General features: G+C 46.3%; 12 protein-coding genes. 6 read left to right on the plus strand and 6 right to left on the minus strand.

Annotated elements, in window-relative coordinates:
• The first annotated feature begins 483 nt into the window (after positions 1–483).
• Complete coding sequence (rnr, locus tag ACN0T0_RS05495; protein ID WP_417224054.1) at positions 484–2,832, plus strand: ribonuclease R; 2,349 nt, start codon at positions 484–486, stop codon at positions 2,830–2,832.
• 103 nt (positions 2,833–2,935) lie between these two features.
• Here rnr and ACN0T0_RS05500 read toward each other — a convergent pair whose 3' ends face one another.
• Genes ACN0T0_RS05500 through ACN0T0_RS05510 form a run of 3 tightly spaced genes read right to left on the minus strand, consistent with a single transcriptional unit; the run spans position 2,936 to position 6,807 of the window.
• Positions 2,936–4,690, minus strand: coding sequence for a sugar phosphorylase (locus tag ACN0T0_RS05500; protein WP_417224055.1), 1,755 nt, complete (start codon positions 4,688–4,690; stop codon positions 2,936–2,938).
• Between the two features lies 1 nt (position 4,691).
• On the minus strand, positions 4,692–5,918 hold the full coding sequence (locus tag ACN0T0_RS05505) for a glycosyl transferase (protein ID WP_417224056.1): 1,227 nt from the start codon (positions 5,916–5,918) through the stop codon (positions 4,692–4,694).
• Positions 5,911–6,807 (minus strand): HAD-IIB family hydrolase, encoded by an 897-nt coding sequence (locus ACN0T0_RS05510; RefSeq protein ID WP_417224058.1) that lies wholly within the window; start codon positions 6,805–6,807, stop codon positions 5,911–5,913. Before ACN0T0_RS05510 ends, ACN0T0_RS05505 begins: the two co-directional genes overlap by 8 nt.
• Positions 6,808–7,579: 772 nt before the next feature.
• Here ACN0T0_RS05510 and ACN0T0_RS05515 point away from each other — a divergent pair.
• The 4 genes from ACN0T0_RS05515 to ACN0T0_RS05530 all read left to right on the plus strand — a co-directional run bounded on the left by ACN0T0_RS05515 (position 7,580) and on the right by ACN0T0_RS05530 (position 12,202).
• A complete protein-coding gene (locus tag ACN0T0_RS05515) occupies positions 7,580–8,680 on the plus strand; it encodes an ABC transporter ATP-binding protein (protein ID WP_417224060.1) in 1,101 nt (366 codons plus the stop codon).
• 176 nt (positions 8,681–8,856) lie between these two features.
• Positions 8,857–9,897, plus strand: coding sequence for an ABC transporter substrate-binding protein (locus ACN0T0_RS05520; protein ID WP_417224062.1), 1,041 nt, complete (start codon positions 8,857–8,859; stop codon positions 9,895–9,897).
• A 177-nt stretch (positions 9,898–10,074) separates the two neighbouring features.
• A complete protein-coding gene (locus ACN0T0_RS05525) occupies positions 10,075–11,346 on the plus strand; it encodes an ABC transporter permease (RefSeq protein WP_417224064.1) in 1,272 nt (423 codons plus the stop codon).
• Between the two features lie 4 nt (positions 11,347–11,350).
• Positions 11,351–12,202 (plus strand): ABC transporter permease, encoded by an 852-nt coding sequence (locus tag ACN0T0_RS05530; RefSeq protein WP_417224066.1) that lies wholly within the window; start codon positions 11,351–11,353, stop codon positions 12,200–12,202.
• 83 nt (positions 12,203–12,285) lie between these two features.
• On the opposite strand, the gene ACN0T0_RS05535 is transcribed toward ACN0T0_RS05530, so the two are convergent.
• Complete coding sequence (locus tag ACN0T0_RS05535; RefSeq protein WP_417224067.1) at positions 12,286–12,966, minus strand: type 1 glutamine amidotransferase domain-containing protein; 681 nt, start codon at positions 12,964–12,966, stop codon at positions 12,286–12,288.
• An 89-nt stretch (positions 12,967–13,055) separates the two neighbouring features.
• Positions 13,056–14,066 (minus strand): NADP-dependent oxidoreductase, encoded by a 1,011-nt coding sequence (locus ACN0T0_RS05540; protein WP_417224069.1) that lies wholly within the window; start codon positions 14,064–14,066, stop codon positions 13,056–13,058.
• 107 nt (positions 14,067–14,173) lie between these two features.
• On the opposite strand from ACN0T0_RS05540, the gene ACN0T0_RS05545 reads away from it, so the two are divergent.
• Positions 14,174–15,115 (plus strand): LysR family transcriptional regulator, encoded by a 942-nt coding sequence (locus ACN0T0_RS05545; RefSeq protein WP_417224070.1) that lies wholly within the window; start codon positions 14,174–14,176, stop codon positions 15,113–15,115.
• A 79-nt stretch (positions 15,116–15,194) separates the two neighbouring features.
• On the opposite strand, the gene ACN0T0_RS05550 is transcribed toward ACN0T0_RS05545, so the two are convergent.
• Positions 15,195–16,751 carry a GSCFA domain-containing protein gene (locus ACN0T0_RS05550; protein ID WP_417224072.1) on the minus strand — a complete coding sequence of 519 codons (1,557 nt, stop codon included), beginning with the start codon at positions 16,749–16,751 and terminating at the stop codon, positions 15,195–15,197.
• Positions 16,752–16,887 lie beyond the last annotated feature (136 nt).

Consider the following 16,887-nt stretch of genomic DNA (forward strand, 5'->3'; position numbering starts at 1 on the left):
ACCTGCCCTGCATTTGAGCATCAATCCTGCGTCTATCAAAACGCTGAATCAATATCGAATACAGCCGCTTAAATTCTCAGGATCTCAGGAATTGTCCCGATCAATGCCCACGTTGTGACAGAGCGACTAAAACCGTGAGTATTGACTGTTTCTAATGTTACAACATTGGATCAAAATAAAGGTCGCTTGCTGAATAACAGTGCCGCGGGTACTGCGCAGCAATACATAGTTTTGTCATCTGTCGGAGATACGATATAACCCATCTCTGCATGATATTTTTGGTTTTCAGGCGGAGGCCGCAACCGTGAGTTGCAGCTTCGCGCTAAATATTCGGCTAAACAGAGCCGTTCTGAACACCAGCCCAATTTAATTCACTCTGCGAAATGAGTGATACCAGCGCCACTTTCCCGGTTATAGATAAGCTGCATCAGCAGTGAGTTCGAGCCATTCGGATAGCCAAGCGCTGGTTTATTTGAGAAAAGAATGAGTAATCATATTAAAACTGCCATCAATGCCGAAGATTTTGAAAAATATAGCAACCCAATTCCTGGCCGGGAATACATCATGGGATTGTTCGATGAACCAGGAAAGTTCCTCAACCGAGAGCAGCTCGGTAAAACCCTTAAATTATTTGAAGATGAAGAAAAAGAAGCCCTACGCCGCCGTTTGCGTGCGATGGAGCGTGATGGCCAACTCAATTTTGATCCACGTAAAGGCTACAGCCTACTCACCCAAGACGATCTGATTGAAGGTACGGTTATTGGTCACCCCGATGGCTTTGGCTTCTTATCGATAGACGGCCCTGGCGATGATCTATATCTGCACGAAAGTCAGATGCTGAAAGCCTTCCCTGGTGATCGCGTACAAGCTCGTATTAGCGGCATCGACCGTCGTGGACGCCAAGAAGCCCAGATCATAAAAGTGCTTGAACAAAATATGACTCAGGTCGTTGGTCGCTTACGGGTTGATGATGGCGAATACTTTTTACAGCCTGAAAATAGCCGTATGCGCAATGAGATCGATATTCCCGATGATCAACTCAATGGCGCTGAAGCGGGACAGTATGTCACCGTAGAGATTACCGAATACCCTTGTAATCGTTTTAATGCCGAAGGCAAGGTTGTTGAACTATTGGGCGACTCTATGGCGCCGGGTATGGAAATTGATGTTGCCATTCGTAACCATGACATCCCACACAAGTGGCCTCAGGATGCACTGGATGCAGCCGACGCCTTAGGCGATGAAGTCAGCACTTCTGATAAACAGCACCGCGCCGATCTACGGGCACTGCCTTTCGTCACCATTGATGGTGAAGATGCACGAGATTTCGATGATGCCGTCTATTGTGAAAAGCGTAAATCTGGCGGCTGGCGTCTATTTGTGGCGATTGCCGATGTGTCACACTATGTTGTGCCCGGTAGTCCGTTAGATGTCGAAGCCGCTGAACGAGGCACCTCAGTTTACTTCCCTGGCCATGTAGTACCCATGCTACCTGAAGCACTGTCCAATGGCCTATGCTCACTGAACCCCAATGTCGACCGTCTAGTCATGGTCTGCGAAATGTCGATCAATAATGCCGGCAAGATGACCAGCTATACGTTTTCAGAAGGGATCATTCACTCCCATGCCCGCCTAACCTATACCCAGGTTGGTGCACTCGTATCTGCGCCAGAAACCGGGCTTGGCAAAGACGTCGCACACAAACATGCTGACGTGGTGCCGCATCTACACGCCCTTCATCACCTCTATGCGGTATTAAGAAAAGCCCGCACTAAACGTGGCTCTATCGATTTTGAAAAGCAGGAAGTGCAGTTCAAATTTACCGAAGACCGTAAGATCGATCAGATCGTACCGGTGGTGCGTAACGATGCGCATAAAATGATTGAAGAGTTTATGCTCTGCGCCAACGTAGCCACGGCACAATTCCTCGAAAAAGTGAACCTGCCTGCGCTGTACCGGGTTCATGAAGGTCCGGTCGAGAAAAAACTGACTAACCTCCGAGCTTTTCTAAGTGAAAGAGGCCTCAACCTCGCCGGTGGTGAAAAACCAACACCGGCCCATTACGACCGGTTGCTGAAAAGCCTTGGCGACCGTCCGGATGCTCAGATTATCCGTACAATGATGCTGCGCTCGTTGAGTCAAGCCGAGTATAGTTCTGACAACCAAGGCCACTTCGGCTTGGCTTACCCAGCCTATGCTCACTTTACCTCACCGATCCGCCGCTACCCCGATCTACTGGTTCACCGTGCTATTCGTTCGGTTATTCGTCGCAGTGAAACAGGTAGTATTTTAAGTCGCACGCTGAAAAAACTGACCGGCACCGCTGACTCGGTTCACCGCGTAAAAAGCGCCGCGCCTCTTGAGCAAACTAAAAGCTACCCTTATGACCTCACAGCCATGAAGAGTATGGCTGAACATTGTTCACTGGTATCTCGCCGCGCCGATAAAGCCGGCTGGGATGTTGAAGCTTGGTTGAAGTGCGAATACATGCAAGACCATGTCGGTGATGTCTTTAGTGGTGTCATTAGTACGGTCACCAACTTCGGTCTGTTTATCGAACTGGATGACACTCAGGTGGAAGGCTTAGTGCATGTCACCGCGCTGAACAACGATTACTACCAGTTCGATGCCGCCCAGCAACGCTTAGTTGGTGAACGCACGCGAGTTAACTTCGGTATTGGCGACAAGATCGAAATTCGCGTGGTACGGGTCGATATGGATCAGCGTAAGATCGAATTTGAACTAGCTTACAAAGACGATGCCGCTGCATCCACTAAACCGAAGGCTCGTAAAGGCCGCGGCAAAGGTAATCGTAAATACAGCAAGAAGTAATCGGCTAATCGCTAGGGAGCCTGCCATAGGCTCCCGGTGTTAATCTAGTAATGCGATAACAGGTCTCGCTTGCTCCGGTTCATATCCTAACGTTCTTAAAAACCTACCCGTTGGCCAACCAAACACTCTGATAGGGGGCTAACTCAAGATCACCCAGAAGGTCGGTATAATGCTGTCCACTGAGTAAATCTAACCAGTCCTGGGTACTAATCAAATTCAGATCCGATAGTGATAAAGTGGCCGGTTCGGCACTGATATTATTCAAACAAAAGATATTCTGCGTTCGATCAACACTCTGGCGCCAAAAACCAAACACCTGCTCACCTAAGTGCAGCGTAAACTGCGTCCCATTAGGGTGAAATGCTTTCTGTCGCGCACGAATAGCAATTAACGACTTTAGGGCATTAAACACCCGGTAATGATGGGTTGTATTATCAGCCAACAACACCTCTAACGCACTATAGTCCCACTGATGGCGATTAATCGAGCGGGAGTGGCCAGTCATGGCAACCCGGTCATGATCGTTCAGCGTGCCGAGCAGACTGTGAAGGTAGATACCCGGAATACCTTCCAGCGCCAACATAATACGATGGGCGCAGATAAAACGTGCTTCGCCCCAGCTATCTTTTCCCTCCGTCGTTCCTTGTAATGCCTCAAATAGGGCGATATTAATTTCGTAAGGTTTTTTACCGCCATCATCCAACGCCCGCCAAGAGACATGCCCACCAAAGTTTTGCATCGTTTCGATTATCAGCTCAACCTCGCTATCAGGCAGAATACCCTCCACCGGGCGAAGCCCAATACCATCATGGGAGGCAATAAAGTTAAAGAAACAGGTACCATCCTGCGCCGGTGGCATACTCATCATCCACTGCTTTAGATAGAAATTCTGGCCCGTGATTAAAGCATGCAACAATAACGGCGGCAGTGAGAAGTTGTAGACACAGTGAGCCTCGTTGGCATTACCGAAATAGGATAAATTCTCCCGACTGGGAATATTGGTCTCGGTGATAATCATTGCCGTCGGGCAAGCATACTCAATCAATGTTCTAAACAACCGCACTACTTCATGGGTTTGTTCCAAATTAAGACAACGACTACCCGCCTCTTTCCACAGAAACGCTATCGCATCCAAGCGAAAGATATTCACCCCCTGATCGAGATAGAAGCGAATAATGCGCACAAACTCTTTTAACACCGCCGTATTACGAAAATCAAAATCCACTTGATCGTGGCTAAAGGTACACCACACATGCTTCACTCCTTCCTCGGTTTCAACTGCGCGCAACAGTGGACTGGTACGCGGCCTTACAACCTGTGAAAGGTCATCCGTAGGGCTAGCGGTGAAAAAGTAATCATGACCAACACCCTCCCCCTTAATAAAGTTGGCAAACCACTCACTTTCACCTGAACCATGATTGATAACCAGATCTGACATCAATCGGTATTCTCCTGAGAGCCGCTGAATATCCTGCCACTCTCCCACCGATGCCCGTACCTGATAATAATCACTCACGGCAAAGCCATCATCCGAGCTATATGGGAAAAACGGTAGCACATGTACACCACTAATAACCCCGTCGCACTGCTCATTGAGAAAATGATGCAGAGTACTCATCGCCCGCTCATCAGGTCGATGGAGGCTATCACCGTAGGTGATCATAATAATATCTTGCTGACTCCAATGGTTTTTAAACGGCATAGGAAGTTGCTCGACACTGCCGAGACGCATGATAGAGATTAGGTCCGATACCAGGTGAGTGATCTCCTGCGCTTCAAATGAGCAATAGATATTATGCAGATGATTTTCAATCTGACTGACTAGCTGATCACTGGCATTATTGAATACGCTATCCATATTACTCCGCCATAAACTCTTGATGATCCAACTCAACCGCTTCGATTAAACGATCAAACACATCGGGCATGGCACTGGAAACCCGACTCCAACTAGGAATAAAAGGGGTTTCCATCGGGTTACTCAAGAACTTCTCACCGGCGGAAATGATATTGCGAGAGAACATCTCTACCGCCATTTCTTCAGCATGAATATCCAGTTGCAGGCCATTCATCACCGCATCATTGTGATAGGTTTCAACGAAATCTAAGGCGATACGGTAATAGGTCGCTTTGACTGAACGGAAGGTTTCGCTATTAAAAGTATGCCCTTGAGTGGCTAGCTTACGGAACAATGATTTGGTGATATCGATCGACATCTTCGACAGGCCCGCCTGCATATCATCAAGGGAGAGATCTTGATGCTTATGATCGTATTGGTCGGCAATATCCACCTGACAGAGTCGGTTGTTAGCATAGTTACGGTGCATCTCTGACAGCACACCGATCTCCAAACCCCAGTCGCTTGGTATACGGATATCACTCAGTACATCACGCCGAAAAGAGAACTCCCCCGCTAACGGATAACGAAAGCTATCGAGAAACTGCAGATATTCGATTTCACCGAAGACCCTCTTCAACGCTCGCAGCAGTGGCGTCACCAATAGACGACTCACTCGCCCATTGATCTTGCCATCAGATACTCGGGCGTAAAACCCTTTGCAGAACTCATAGTTAAATTGCGGATTGGCTACCGGATAGATCAACCGGGCCAACATCTCACGACTGTAAGTGGTGACATCGCAATCGTGCAATGCCACTGACTCGGCCCGCCCTGAGGCCAAAATATACCCCATGCAATACCACACATTACGCCCTTTGCCCGCCTCCTTTGGGGCTAGCTTTAGGGCTTGCAACTCGGCATCCAATGCCCGTAAACGCGGTCCATCATTCCAAAGAATACGATGATGCTGAGGGAGCTTGCTAAAAAACTGCCGGGCATAACGAAACTGCGCTTCATTGGCCCGGTCCAGTCCAATCACAATTTCAGACAGGTATGGCACCTGGCTTATTTCATCAATAATATGCGCCAGCGCAGGCCCTTCCAACTCAGAGAATAACGACGGTAGAATCAGGGCCAATGGTCTTTTACGACCGAAACGTGTTAACTCCTCTTCAACCTCCTCAATCGGTCTGTTTGCTAGATGATGTAACGTTGTAATAATGCCATTCTGATAGAAATCACCCATACACATTACTCCTTAGCTTCTTTTGCAGGTATTCAATTGAATTCATCTCTTGCGGTCGCTCTGAGGCACCTAAAAACCAACTCACCCCTTCAACCCAACCATCCGGCCCGGTTTGTTTTGTTCGATAAACATTGAGATGCTCAAACACAGGAGGCTCTTGCACCGGTGAACGGATCAACACGGGACAGTCAGCCACCTGTAACATATCGACATCGTTATCACTGTCACCAGCCGCTATGGTTAAAAATTCGCTTTTACCCACTTCATGTGAAATTGAGTCGCGGTATTGTTGATAAAGCCATTGCAACGCCTTCCCTTTATTGCAACCCCCTGTTACATGTAGAAAACGCCCACCTTGTAGCACCGTCGCCCCTGCTCGCCTTAATGTTGTTACGAATAACGATTTACGGCTCTCAGAGCCAAGCCATTTGACCGGCTCACTAAATTCGCGATTATTGGCCCGCGAGGCAGCCTCTGTCGAAAGTCCAGTACATACTTTTATTCCTTCAACCCCTAAGGAGGTGAAAGTCTCAAACTCGCCCGCAAACTCAGTCGCTTGTGCTGCTAACAGCGTTAACCAATGTTCACGAGGTTTAGAAAATGAGTAACAATAAAAACCATCTACGATAGAGCAGCCACTCGGCGGCAGCGAAAAGTAATCAACGGGGATGAAAATAGCGGCTCCATTCTCGACGACAAAAGGGTCTTCGCTAGCTAACTGCTGACGTAAAACAGACAGTTCAGCACGGGTCTTACTGGTCACAGGAATAACCGGAATTTTAACCGTTTTTAATAACGCCAATAGCGGCTTTGCTGTATCAAAACGATAGCTAAAGTGGTCCAGCAATGAACCATCGAGATCGGTAAAAATTAAAACCTTAGTCGTCATCTCTCACTCCCCTTAGCAACGGCAGTGCACAGCGGTCTAAGCAACAACAAAAACGCACCAATATTGACCATATAGCAGCCTTTTAAGCAGAAAACTTTATCCATACATCGGACACTGCAGGAAACATACCGATTTATAAAAACCAATAGAGACAGTGCAATTACCCAGACTCTAGCTATGCTTTATCCATGTCGAAGGACAGTTTGATCGCCGATACAGCGCCGTTTAAGCAATAAACAAGGCTGAAATACCAACTTAATGACCTCAGGAACAGCGAAAATACAGTCAAAAAATAACGAGTTACGTCGAGATTGATGAAACAACCCGATTACTGTGTGCGTAGAACCAGCAATATATCCAAGTAGGCGGGCGAAACAAGGCAGATAGAGGCGGGACAAAGAATGGCCTTAGATTAAACCAGAATGGGGCACCCATTTTACTTAGACAAACAACACAGATAAGAAATGAGCGATAGACGTAATGGCCCGCACTAAATTAAAGCAGGTTGAATTTGGCTACTTTAAGATAGTTGGCGTAAAACAAAATTAGTGAAATGTCGTAAACAGTCAATATTCGTGGACAAATTGACGATTTTTAAACATCAAAACAGAGTAAAAATACTTAATCCTCAGTTTTGAAAGGTAATGTTTGCACTCTCACTTCAAATTATCGTAGGGTATAAACAGACGCGAAACAGTAATCAACAAGAACCAACGACAGATTTTAAGCTTGCGGATCACAACCCATAAATTGTAGAGAGGCATAATAACAAATGGAAAATTCAGCTTCCAATGAGGCTTTTGTACGGTTTGACGGAGTTCAGAAAAGCTACGATGGCAAGATTCTCGTAGTAAAAGATTTGAATATTGATGTCCCACGCGGTGAATTTTTAACCATGCTTGGGCCATCCGGCTCAGGGAAAACCACATCGCTGATGATGTTGGCCGGTTTTGAAACAGCGACCCATGGTGATATCTATCTGGATGGCCGTTCAATCAACAATGTAGCGCCCCATAAACGCGGCATCGGCATGGTTTTCCAAAACTATGCGTTATTTCCCCATATGACCGTGGCAGAAAACCTCGCCTTTCCTCTTAAAGTTCGTAACATGGGTAAATCGGAGATCGAAGAGCGCGTTAATAAAGCCTTGGATATGGTTGAACTCGGTAGCTTTGGCGATCGTCGTCCCGCACAGTTATCCGGAGGTCAACAACAGCGAGTCGCGGTTGCACGTGCCCTTGTATTTGAACCCGATTTGATTCTAATGGACGAACCACTCGGTGCGCTGGATAAGAATCTGCGGGAACAGATGCAATACGAAATCAAACATATTCATGAACGATTGGGCGTAACCGTCGTCTATGTAACCCATGACCAATCTGAAGCACTCACGATGTCGAATCGAATCGCCGTTTTCAACGACGGTATCATTCAACAACTCGCCCCACCCACCGAACTCTACGAAAAACCGACTAACTCCTTTGTTGCCCAGTTTATTGGTGAAAACAATAAGTTATCCGGTATTTTACAATCTACACAAGACGGCATTTGCACCGTTCGTCTACCTAGTGGCGAGTTAGTTACCGCCCTGGATATCAACACCGACGATATTGGTAAAGAAAGCACTCTATCACTCCGACCTGAGCGCGTTTTTCTTGATCCGGTTGAAGGTCAGTGTGACAACGTATTCACGGGTAAAGTCGAGGAAGTTATCTACCTAGGAGATCATAAGCGGGTTCGTATGAATGTCTGCGGCCACGATGAATTTATCGTCAAAGTACCGAATTCTACAGACCATAAAGGATTGCAAGTTGGCGGCACCGCCCCTATCGGTTGGTCGTCTAAAGACTGTAGGGCGTTGGATACGATCTGACCAGGATCAAATGTCATTGCTACTGAAAAACAATAAAGGCTACATCATAGTTATGATGAGCGAATAAACAGCGTCTTCATGAAGAAGATGTCATGTCATTAAAGCCCGAGAGGAAATGCCAAATGAAGAAATTTTCCAAACTATCATCTGTCCTAGCACTAGGTGCTGCTGTATGCGTGGGCTCTGCAACTGCAGCCGAACCACTAACGGTCGTATCATGGGGTGGAGCGTACACAAAATCCCAACGGATGGCCTACAGTGATCCGTTCACTGCAAAAACAGGCATTAAGATTGTCGATGAAGATAAATCAGGTAATGGTCTAGCGGGTCTTCGTGCACAAACAGAAGCCGGCAATGTAACCTGGGATGTACTGGATATTCTGGAAGGTGACGCAATTCTGGCGTGTGATGAAGGTATTGCACAAGAATTGGATTATGAAAAAGATCTAAACCCTGGTGCTGACGGCACGCCAGTAATGGAAGACTTTGTTGAAGGTTCTCTTTCTGGTTGCTACGTTCCAACTATCGTTTACGCCACACTGTTCTCTTTCAACGATAAAGCATTCCCAGGTGAAAAGCCGAAAACGATTGCTGATGTATTCAACGTCAAAAAATTCCCAGGTAAGCGCGCCTTTGAGAAAAAACCTGATGCTAACCTAGAGTGGGCTCTCGCCGCTGATGGCGTACCTTATGATCAAGTTTACGATGTACTCGGCACGCCTGAAGGCGTAGAACGTGCTTTCGCTAAACTGGATACCATCAAAGATTCTATCATCTGGTGGGATGCTGGTGCTCAACCACCACAACTGCTAGCCGATGGTGAAGTTGCAATCGCGTCTGCTTATAACGGTCGTATCTTTAACGCTCAAGTTGTAGAAAACCAGCCGTTCACTATTATTTGGGACGGTCAGGTTTATGAGCTAGATGGCTATATTATTCCAAAAGGTGCGCCACATAAGAAAGCGGCAATGGACTACTTACGTTTCGCTACTGACACGCAACGTCTAGCCGACCAGACTAAATACATCTCTTACGGTCCAGCGCGTAAATCCTCTGCACCACTGGTTTCTACTCATGCGGAAACCGGTGTAGAAATGGCTCCCCACATGCCAACTACGCCAGTTAACTTCAAGACTCCTATTAAGAAAAATGCTGAATTCTGGGCTGATAACGGTGACGAACTACGTCAACGCTTTAACGCTTGGTTAGTACAATAAGAACGTAAATGTTGGGGGGCTGCCAAGCCCCCCTTTATGAGTTAAAGGCTGATTTTCGAGTCATGATTTGATCGATCATCTAACCACACGATCAGATGATGATTCATTATTATCAACGATAAGACGCACAATCAACCGCCATTTTAATTCATCTTCAAAAAAGGGTTTGTATTCCTCATGATGGCAAATACTGTCGAGGCCGAAGGCCAATTAACCCCGGACGAACAGAAACGCTTAACCTCGGATATGCATCGCTCACTGCGCCGCAAAAAAATCCGCGCCCTGTTTCTGGTAGCACCGCTGCTTATCTTTATCATGGTCACCTTTGTTTCACCTATCGCAACCATGCTATTCCGGTCGATAGATAACCCTCAGGTCTCCGAGTATATGCCGAACACCACCGCAGCATTAGCTGACTGGGATGGTGATAGCAACGAACTACCAGATGAAGCAACCTATGCCGCACTGGTTGAAGACTTGGTAGTGGGTCGTAAAAACCATACCATTGGTAAAGCGGCTACCCGACTTAATTATGAAAAAAGCCAGATGCGTAGCCTGTTAACAGGCACCGCGCGTAAAGCTGCTAGACTCAAACCGCCATACAAAGCCCAACTGATCAAAATCAACAAAGGTTGGGGCGATATTGACAACTGGCGAGTCATTAAACGCGAATCTAAACCCTATACCGCGTCGTATTACATTGCAGCATTCGATATGGAAACCACCCCCGAGGGTGAAATCAGAATGCTACCGGAGAATCAGCGTGTCTATCTGCAGATGCTCTGGCGAACCGTCTGGATGTCCGTGGTCATCACCTTATTGACCTTGCTGCTCGGCTATCCGGTTTCCTATCTGCTGGCATCACTTCCCATGCGCGTAGCCAACACCCTGATGATCTTGGTACTACTCCCCTTCTGGACCTCTCTGTTGGTACGAACCTCATCCTGGATCGCGTTACTTCAGGGCCAAGGGGTAATTAATGACATTCTCGTCTGGTTCGGCCTAGTCAATGATGAGAGCCGGCTGAGTATGATCTACAACGCCACCGGTACCGTCATCGCTATGACTCATATACTGCTGCCGTTTATGATTCTGCCTCTTTATTCAGTGATGAAGACGATTCCACCAAGCTATATGCGGGCCGCCCGTTCCCTTGGTGCAACCCCCTTTACCGCATTCGTTAAGGTTTACCTACCTCAATCAGTGCCCGGTATTTCTGCGGGTGCCATCTTGGTGTTTATTCTCGCGATTGGTTACTACATCACCCCTGCATTGGTGGGTGGTCAAACCGGACAGTTTATCGGCAATATGATTGCATACCATATGCAAAGTTCGCTTAACTGGGGTCTTGCTGCCGCACTCGGTGTGGTACTGCTAGCACTCGTCTTAGGTATCTATGCCCTTTACAGCCGTCTCTTTGGCGGAAACAATCAGATGACGTTGAGGTAAGATTATGGCTCTTCCATCATATGCCGGCCCCTTAGAAACATTCTGGTACTATGCGTTTCGTGTTTTTTGCGGCATGGTGTTTATTTTTCTGATCACGCCATTGCTGATCATCATCCCATTGTCATTCAATATCGAGCCCTACTTCAGTTTTACTGAAGGGATGTTGGCGTTCGACCCTGATGCCTATTCGTTTCGTTGGTATGAGGAGTTTTTTGGCAGTGAGCGTTGGATGGCAGCGATCAAGAACACCTTTATTGTGGCGATCTGCTCGACCTTCCTCTCAATGGTGCTGGGTACCCTGGCTGCATTAGGCTTGAGTCGTTCAGAACTACCCTTTAAAGGTCTGATCATGGGATTACTGATCTCCCCGATGATCGTACCGTTGATTATTTCAGCTGCAGGTATGTTCTTTTTCTACTCATCAATGGGTGTATCACAGAGCTATCTGGGCTTAATCCTTGCTCATACAGCACTAGGTACTCCTTTTGTGGTGATTACGGTGACAGCGACACTCAGCGGCTTTGACTATAACTTAGTCAGAGCAGCTAACAGCCTTGGTGCTTCTCCAACCTATGCATTCTTTAAAATCACTGTACCGCTAATTATGACCGGTGTTATTTCAGGCGGCTTGTTCGCCCTAATGACTTCAGTGGATGAAGTGGTTGTCGCGATCTTTATTGCGGGCGCTGAACAGCGAACTGTACCGATGCAGATGTGGGCAGGTATTCGTGAGCAAATTAGCCCAACGATCTTGGCTGTTGCAACCTTGCTGGTTTGTATGTCTATCTTGCTGCTAAGCACTGTGGAATACCTACGTCGTCGCTCCGAAGCGATTCGCGGTATCAGCGCGCATTAATCACTGATTTCAGCTTAAAGCAAAAAAGTCACTGGCAGCTCTCGCTCCCAGTGACTTTTTTATATCACCACGTTATTAAATAGCTATTTTCTCAAGCGGGCTAACACTGCCTTCGCTACCAGCGTTGAAGAGGCTGGGTTCTGGCCGGTAATCAATAAACCATCTTCAATCAGATAGGGCCCCCAGTCTGGTCCCTGAGAATAAACACCGCCGCGCTGTTTCAGCTCGTCTTCTAACAGGAATGGCACTACCTCTGTTAAGCCTACCGCTGCTTCTTCAGTATTCGTAAAGCCTGTAACCTTCTTGTTCTTAACCAGCGGTTCGCCCGCTTCATCTTTGGTGTTTAACAAAACACTCGGTGCATGACAGACTGCTGACACAGGCTTGCCTTGACGAGCAAAGGTTTCAATCAAGGCAATAGAAGCTTTATTCTGAGTCAGATCCCACATTGGCCCATGGCCACCGGGATAAAAGATTGCATCGTAATCATCGGCAGAAACGCTGCTTAATGGTAACGTGTTGGCCAGCTTTTGTTGCAGCTCAGCATCCTGATCAAAACGACGAGTATCCTCGGTCTGGAAATCTTCCAGTGCACTTTTAGGATCGATCGGTGGTTGACCACCGGCAGGCGACGCCAAGGTAATATTAACGCCAGCGTCCGCTAGAACGTAATAAGGTGCAGCAAATTCCTCAACCCAGAAACCCGTTTTCTCACCGGTATTACCCAATTCATCATGTGACGTCAGTACAAATAAAATATTCATCGTAATCTTTCCTTTCTGTCGGGCGATCAAATTTCAGACCAGCCCACACTTTAATTAATCATCGAATGCTCAACTGAACCACAGACTGCCTAAGCCAGTTTTACCAACATCTTGCCGGTGTTCTCACCCTTAAATAGGCCAATAAACGCATCGGGCGCTTGTTCAATACCGTTATAAACCGTTTCTTTCCAAGTGATTTTTCCCGCTTCGATCCACTGAGTCATCTGCTCAACAAACGCGGGATACCCATCCCAATGCTCAAACACGATAAAGCCCTGAACTTTGAGTTTCTTAATAATCAATTGGGATAAGTTCACTGGCCCAGCCTGTGGCGTGGTGGCGTTGTACTGATCGATCATGCCGCAAACAGCGATACGCCCATGATCATTCATCAGGTTTAATACTGCTTCTAGGTGAGCACCGCCGACATTCTCAAAATAGACATCAATGCCTTCAGGGCAAGCCTTGGCAATGCTGTCCTGCAGATCGTCAGTGGTTTTATAGTTAACCACCGCATCGACATTCAGTTCATCTAGCAGATAACGGGCTTTAGCCTCAGAACCTACACTGCCAGCCACGTAGCAACCCTTCAGTTTAGCGATCTGACACACCATCGCACCAACAGCACCAGACGCCGCTGAAACAAAGACTCGGTCTCCTGCCTTGAGTTCGGCAATCTTAGTCAATCCAGTAAATGCCGTCATACCCGTCATCCCCAGCACACTTAGAAAAGCTTGATCGGCAATCTCAGTTTGCGGTAACAACTGAATATCATCACCAGCGGAGGTAAAATATTCCCGCCAGCCATTCATACTGGACACCTTACGGCCCACGGTAAAATCAGCGTTACGAGATTCAACAATTTCACCTACCGCACCACCACCAAGTGCGGCATTCAGAGCGAAAGGTTCGATATAACTTGCACGCTCCATCATCCGACCCCGCATATAAGGATCCACCGACAGCCATAGATTCTTAACCAACACTTCACCCTCTTTTAACTCAGGTACCGGGTGGCTAACGAGCTGAAAATCATCCTTAGTCGGCATACCGACAGGACGACGAACAAGTTGGATTTCACGATTAGATTCAATATACATGCGGCACCTTACGTAGAACATTGTCTGATAATGTCGATTAGTCTATGCTTCCTCTCTACATGCATCCAATGCATTGGGTAAATATCTAACATAAATAGAAATCATGAATGAACATAAACAACCTAACGACTACCGACCTCAACCTTCTGCCTGTTTTTCAAGTGCTCCTTGAAGAACGCAGTGTCACTCGAGCGGCAGGCCGACTAAACCTGACCCAACCCGCTATCAGCCGCAACCTAGCGCGGCTGCGAACACTCTTTAACGACCCGTTATTTACCCGCACTCCAAAAGGCTTAATCCCAACACCTCGCGCAGAGATGCTCGCATTGCAGTTACGCCAATCGTTACAAGACTTAAGTCACCTAATCAGCCCTGCCGTTTTCACACCTGAAAGCGCAACCAAAAACTTCAGATTAGCCACCACCGATTACGGCGCACAGGTACTTTTACCACCGGTCATAAAACGGTTGCGCACTGAAGCACCGGGGGTCAATTTAGAAATTGTGCCCTGGCAAGAGAGCCTCTTACAGGAACTGTATCAACATGATATTGATCTGGCCACCTGCACGGTGGAAGATGCCCCGGCCGCGATTCATGGCCGTGGTGTGGGAAGTGATCGGTTTGTCTGTGTGGTGCGAGACAACCATCCCGCCGCTGAACAACCACTGGATTTAGAACACTACGCTAACTATCCCCATGCTTTAATCACCATGGGCGGAGCACGCAAAGGCGCTATCGATTATCTATTGGAGGAACGTGGGCTAAAACGACGTATCGCCCTGCGCGTGCCGCACTTTGTTGCGGCGCTGGCCATCATTTCACAAAGTGACATGATTCTCACCGTGCCCTACGGCTTAGCGAGCAGCTTCGCCAAACAATATCAGTTAAAAATTCTGCCCTTTCCGATGCCACAAAAAGGCTTTACCTATTCGATTATCTGGCATGAGCGCTACATCAAAGATCCAGCGCATATGTGGTTAAGAAATCTAGTTTTTGAAGAGTTAACCCACACTTTAGAAGCGCTCAATGTCGGCTTTAGAGTCTCGTAAAACGATAACGCAGTAAAACAGGCACAGTCAGCCAAAATAAAAAATAGTTTAGAATTTAATTCCAAACGTAGCAAAACCCTTAGTCGTTAGCCTTGGCATCAATATAAATAGGGCTTAAATTCAAATCTTCTCCGGTCTCAGCAAAAACAACACGCACAAGTTGACCTTCAACTTTGCTTAAGTCTAATGGGATTTTAAAACCTAGCTGCGCACTTTTAACACCCAAATGTCGAGCAACATCTGGACGGGCAACCTCTGCCGTCGCCGTTGTGATCACGTCACTCCCCAATAAAACCTTAACTTTTATAGGTTTAGAGCTTTTTTGGTTACATGCCCAACCACTCAAACACTGACCATCCCATTGATCAACATGCCCAACAAACGCATCCCTAGCTATTTTTTTGAAAAAGTCCGGAACAGAATAAATATGTTGAACGATACTCAGGTGGCTATATGTCTTAAAATATGTAGATAATTTTAGTAAAAATACTTTAACTTTCCCACTAAGCCCCGTTTGCATCGCGAGCCAAAGCATAAGCATTTCTTTAGAACTAACACTATCGTTGTTTCTTAGAGATCGTAATAATACCTTCGCCTCTTTAACAAAGCCTCCATAATACAAAGACTTCACTTTTAACAATAAATTATTTCCTCTCACCGCATCTGAATCCTCTGTAAACTGAGCCATTACATTACCCATAATGTAATCAACAAAGCTAGAGTCTACATGGCGAAAATCATCACTACGCCAAACGGATGAAGGGTTACTCAGAGTAACAAATTCATAACTTGGAAAATAATTAATATTATTATGTTCACTAACGAGCTCTTCAACAGCAACACGTAATACCGCTTTTGAATAACTATTCGATATAAAAACATCCTGCTCTCGAAAAGTATAAGTCAATGGTATAGGTGAAACAGTCACTAACAACCTAAAACCTGAGTTCAAATTAGCTTTAAGCAGGTCATAAATTGCCGTCAAAAAAAACGATGTCGTTTCGTAATCAAACACATGGAGCTCGAAACGTCCTGGATAACTTTTTATTAGACTGTGGGGGACAGCAACATTCAAATACAGTCCGGTTTCATTATCGTACCAGACTTCACTGACACCCAACGTTAATATAACAACATCAGCATCCTTAACTTTTGCAAAAGCTGAATTAAAAGAATTACGAAAAGTTTTGGCAAACTCTTCACTATAGCTACGCTGCTTTCCTGTTAACTGATAATCCTGAATATTATCCTTACCTGCATGAATTAATGCCTGATCATGGCTGTAAGGCTTCGATGAATCTAACGCCCAGGCTAGCTCATTGTAGATAGAAGCAACATTATATTTATGGAATACTGAATCAGTATTAAGCTGACGGTCAGATGGTGTTGGCAGATCATGAAATATCGACAATACATCATAATTAAGTCGATGCAATGCTTGGCTTATTTCGTTAGCAAAACATGAGCCGATACAAAACACTTTTTCATCCAGATTAATATTAAAGCTAGTCTTTGCGACGGGTGTCGCTATAGGATAAATACGGTCTGGATCTCGCCTAGTAGGCCAACGTTGAGTTTTGTTACGCTGGTTATTCCTTAACCATGCCGTTTCACCAGAGATGATTTCAATCGCCATTTTTTACCTAGATCTATAAACGTAATAAATTTCAAAAACCTGATGGATATTAACAGGCATTAGACTCAATGTCCTAAAAACTGAATCGACTCACCAACGTTCAAAACGGCATGACCAACCCTGCTTATCATTAAAG

Origin of the sequence: Amphritea sp. (assembly GCF_048266285.1) — a bacterium.
GTDB lineage: Bacteria > Pseudomonadota > Gammaproteobacteria > Pseudomonadales > Balneatricaceae > Amphritea.

Coding starts and splice junctions, on each gene's coding strand:
- rnr (WP_417224054.1), top strand. CDS start 484: ATGAGTAATCATATTAAAACTGCCATCAATGCCGAAGATTTTGAAAAA.
- ACN0T0_RS05500 (WP_417224055.1), bottom strand. CDS start 4,690: ATGGATAGCGTATTCAATAATGCCAGTGATCAGCTAGTCAGTCAGATT.
- ACN0T0_RS05505 (WP_417224056.1), bottom strand. CDS start 5,918: ATGGGTGATTTCTATCAGAATGGCATTATTACAACGTTACATCATCTA.
- ACN0T0_RS05510 (WP_417224058.1), bottom strand. CDS start 6,807: ATGACGACTAAGGTTTTAATTTTTACCGATCTCGATGGTTCATTGCTG.
- ACN0T0_RS05515 (WP_417224060.1), top strand. CDS start 7,580: ATGGAAAATTCAGCTTCCAATGAGGCTTTTGTACGGTTTGACGGAGTT.
- ACN0T0_RS05525 (WP_417224064.1), top strand. CDS start 10,075: ATGATGGCAAATACTGTCGAGGCCGAAGGCCAATTAACCCCGGACGAA.
- ACN0T0_RS05530 (WP_417224066.1), top strand. CDS start 11,351: ATGGCTCTTCCATCATATGCCGGCCCCTTAGAAACATTCTGGTACTAT.
- ACN0T0_RS05535 (WP_417224067.1), bottom strand. CDS start 12,966: ATGAATATTTTATTTGTACTGACGTCACATGATGAATTGGGTAATACC.
- ACN0T0_RS05540 (WP_417224069.1), bottom strand. CDS start 14,066: ATGTATATTGAATCTAATCGTGAAATCCAACTTGTTCGTCGTCCTGTC.
- ACN0T0_RS05545 (WP_417224070.1), top strand. CDS start 14,174: ATGAACATAAACAACCTAACGACTACCGACCTCAACCTTCTGCCTGTT.
- ACN0T0_RS05550 (WP_417224072.1), bottom strand. CDS start 16,751: ATGGCGATTGAAATCATCTCTGGTGAAACGGCATGGTTAAGGAATAAC.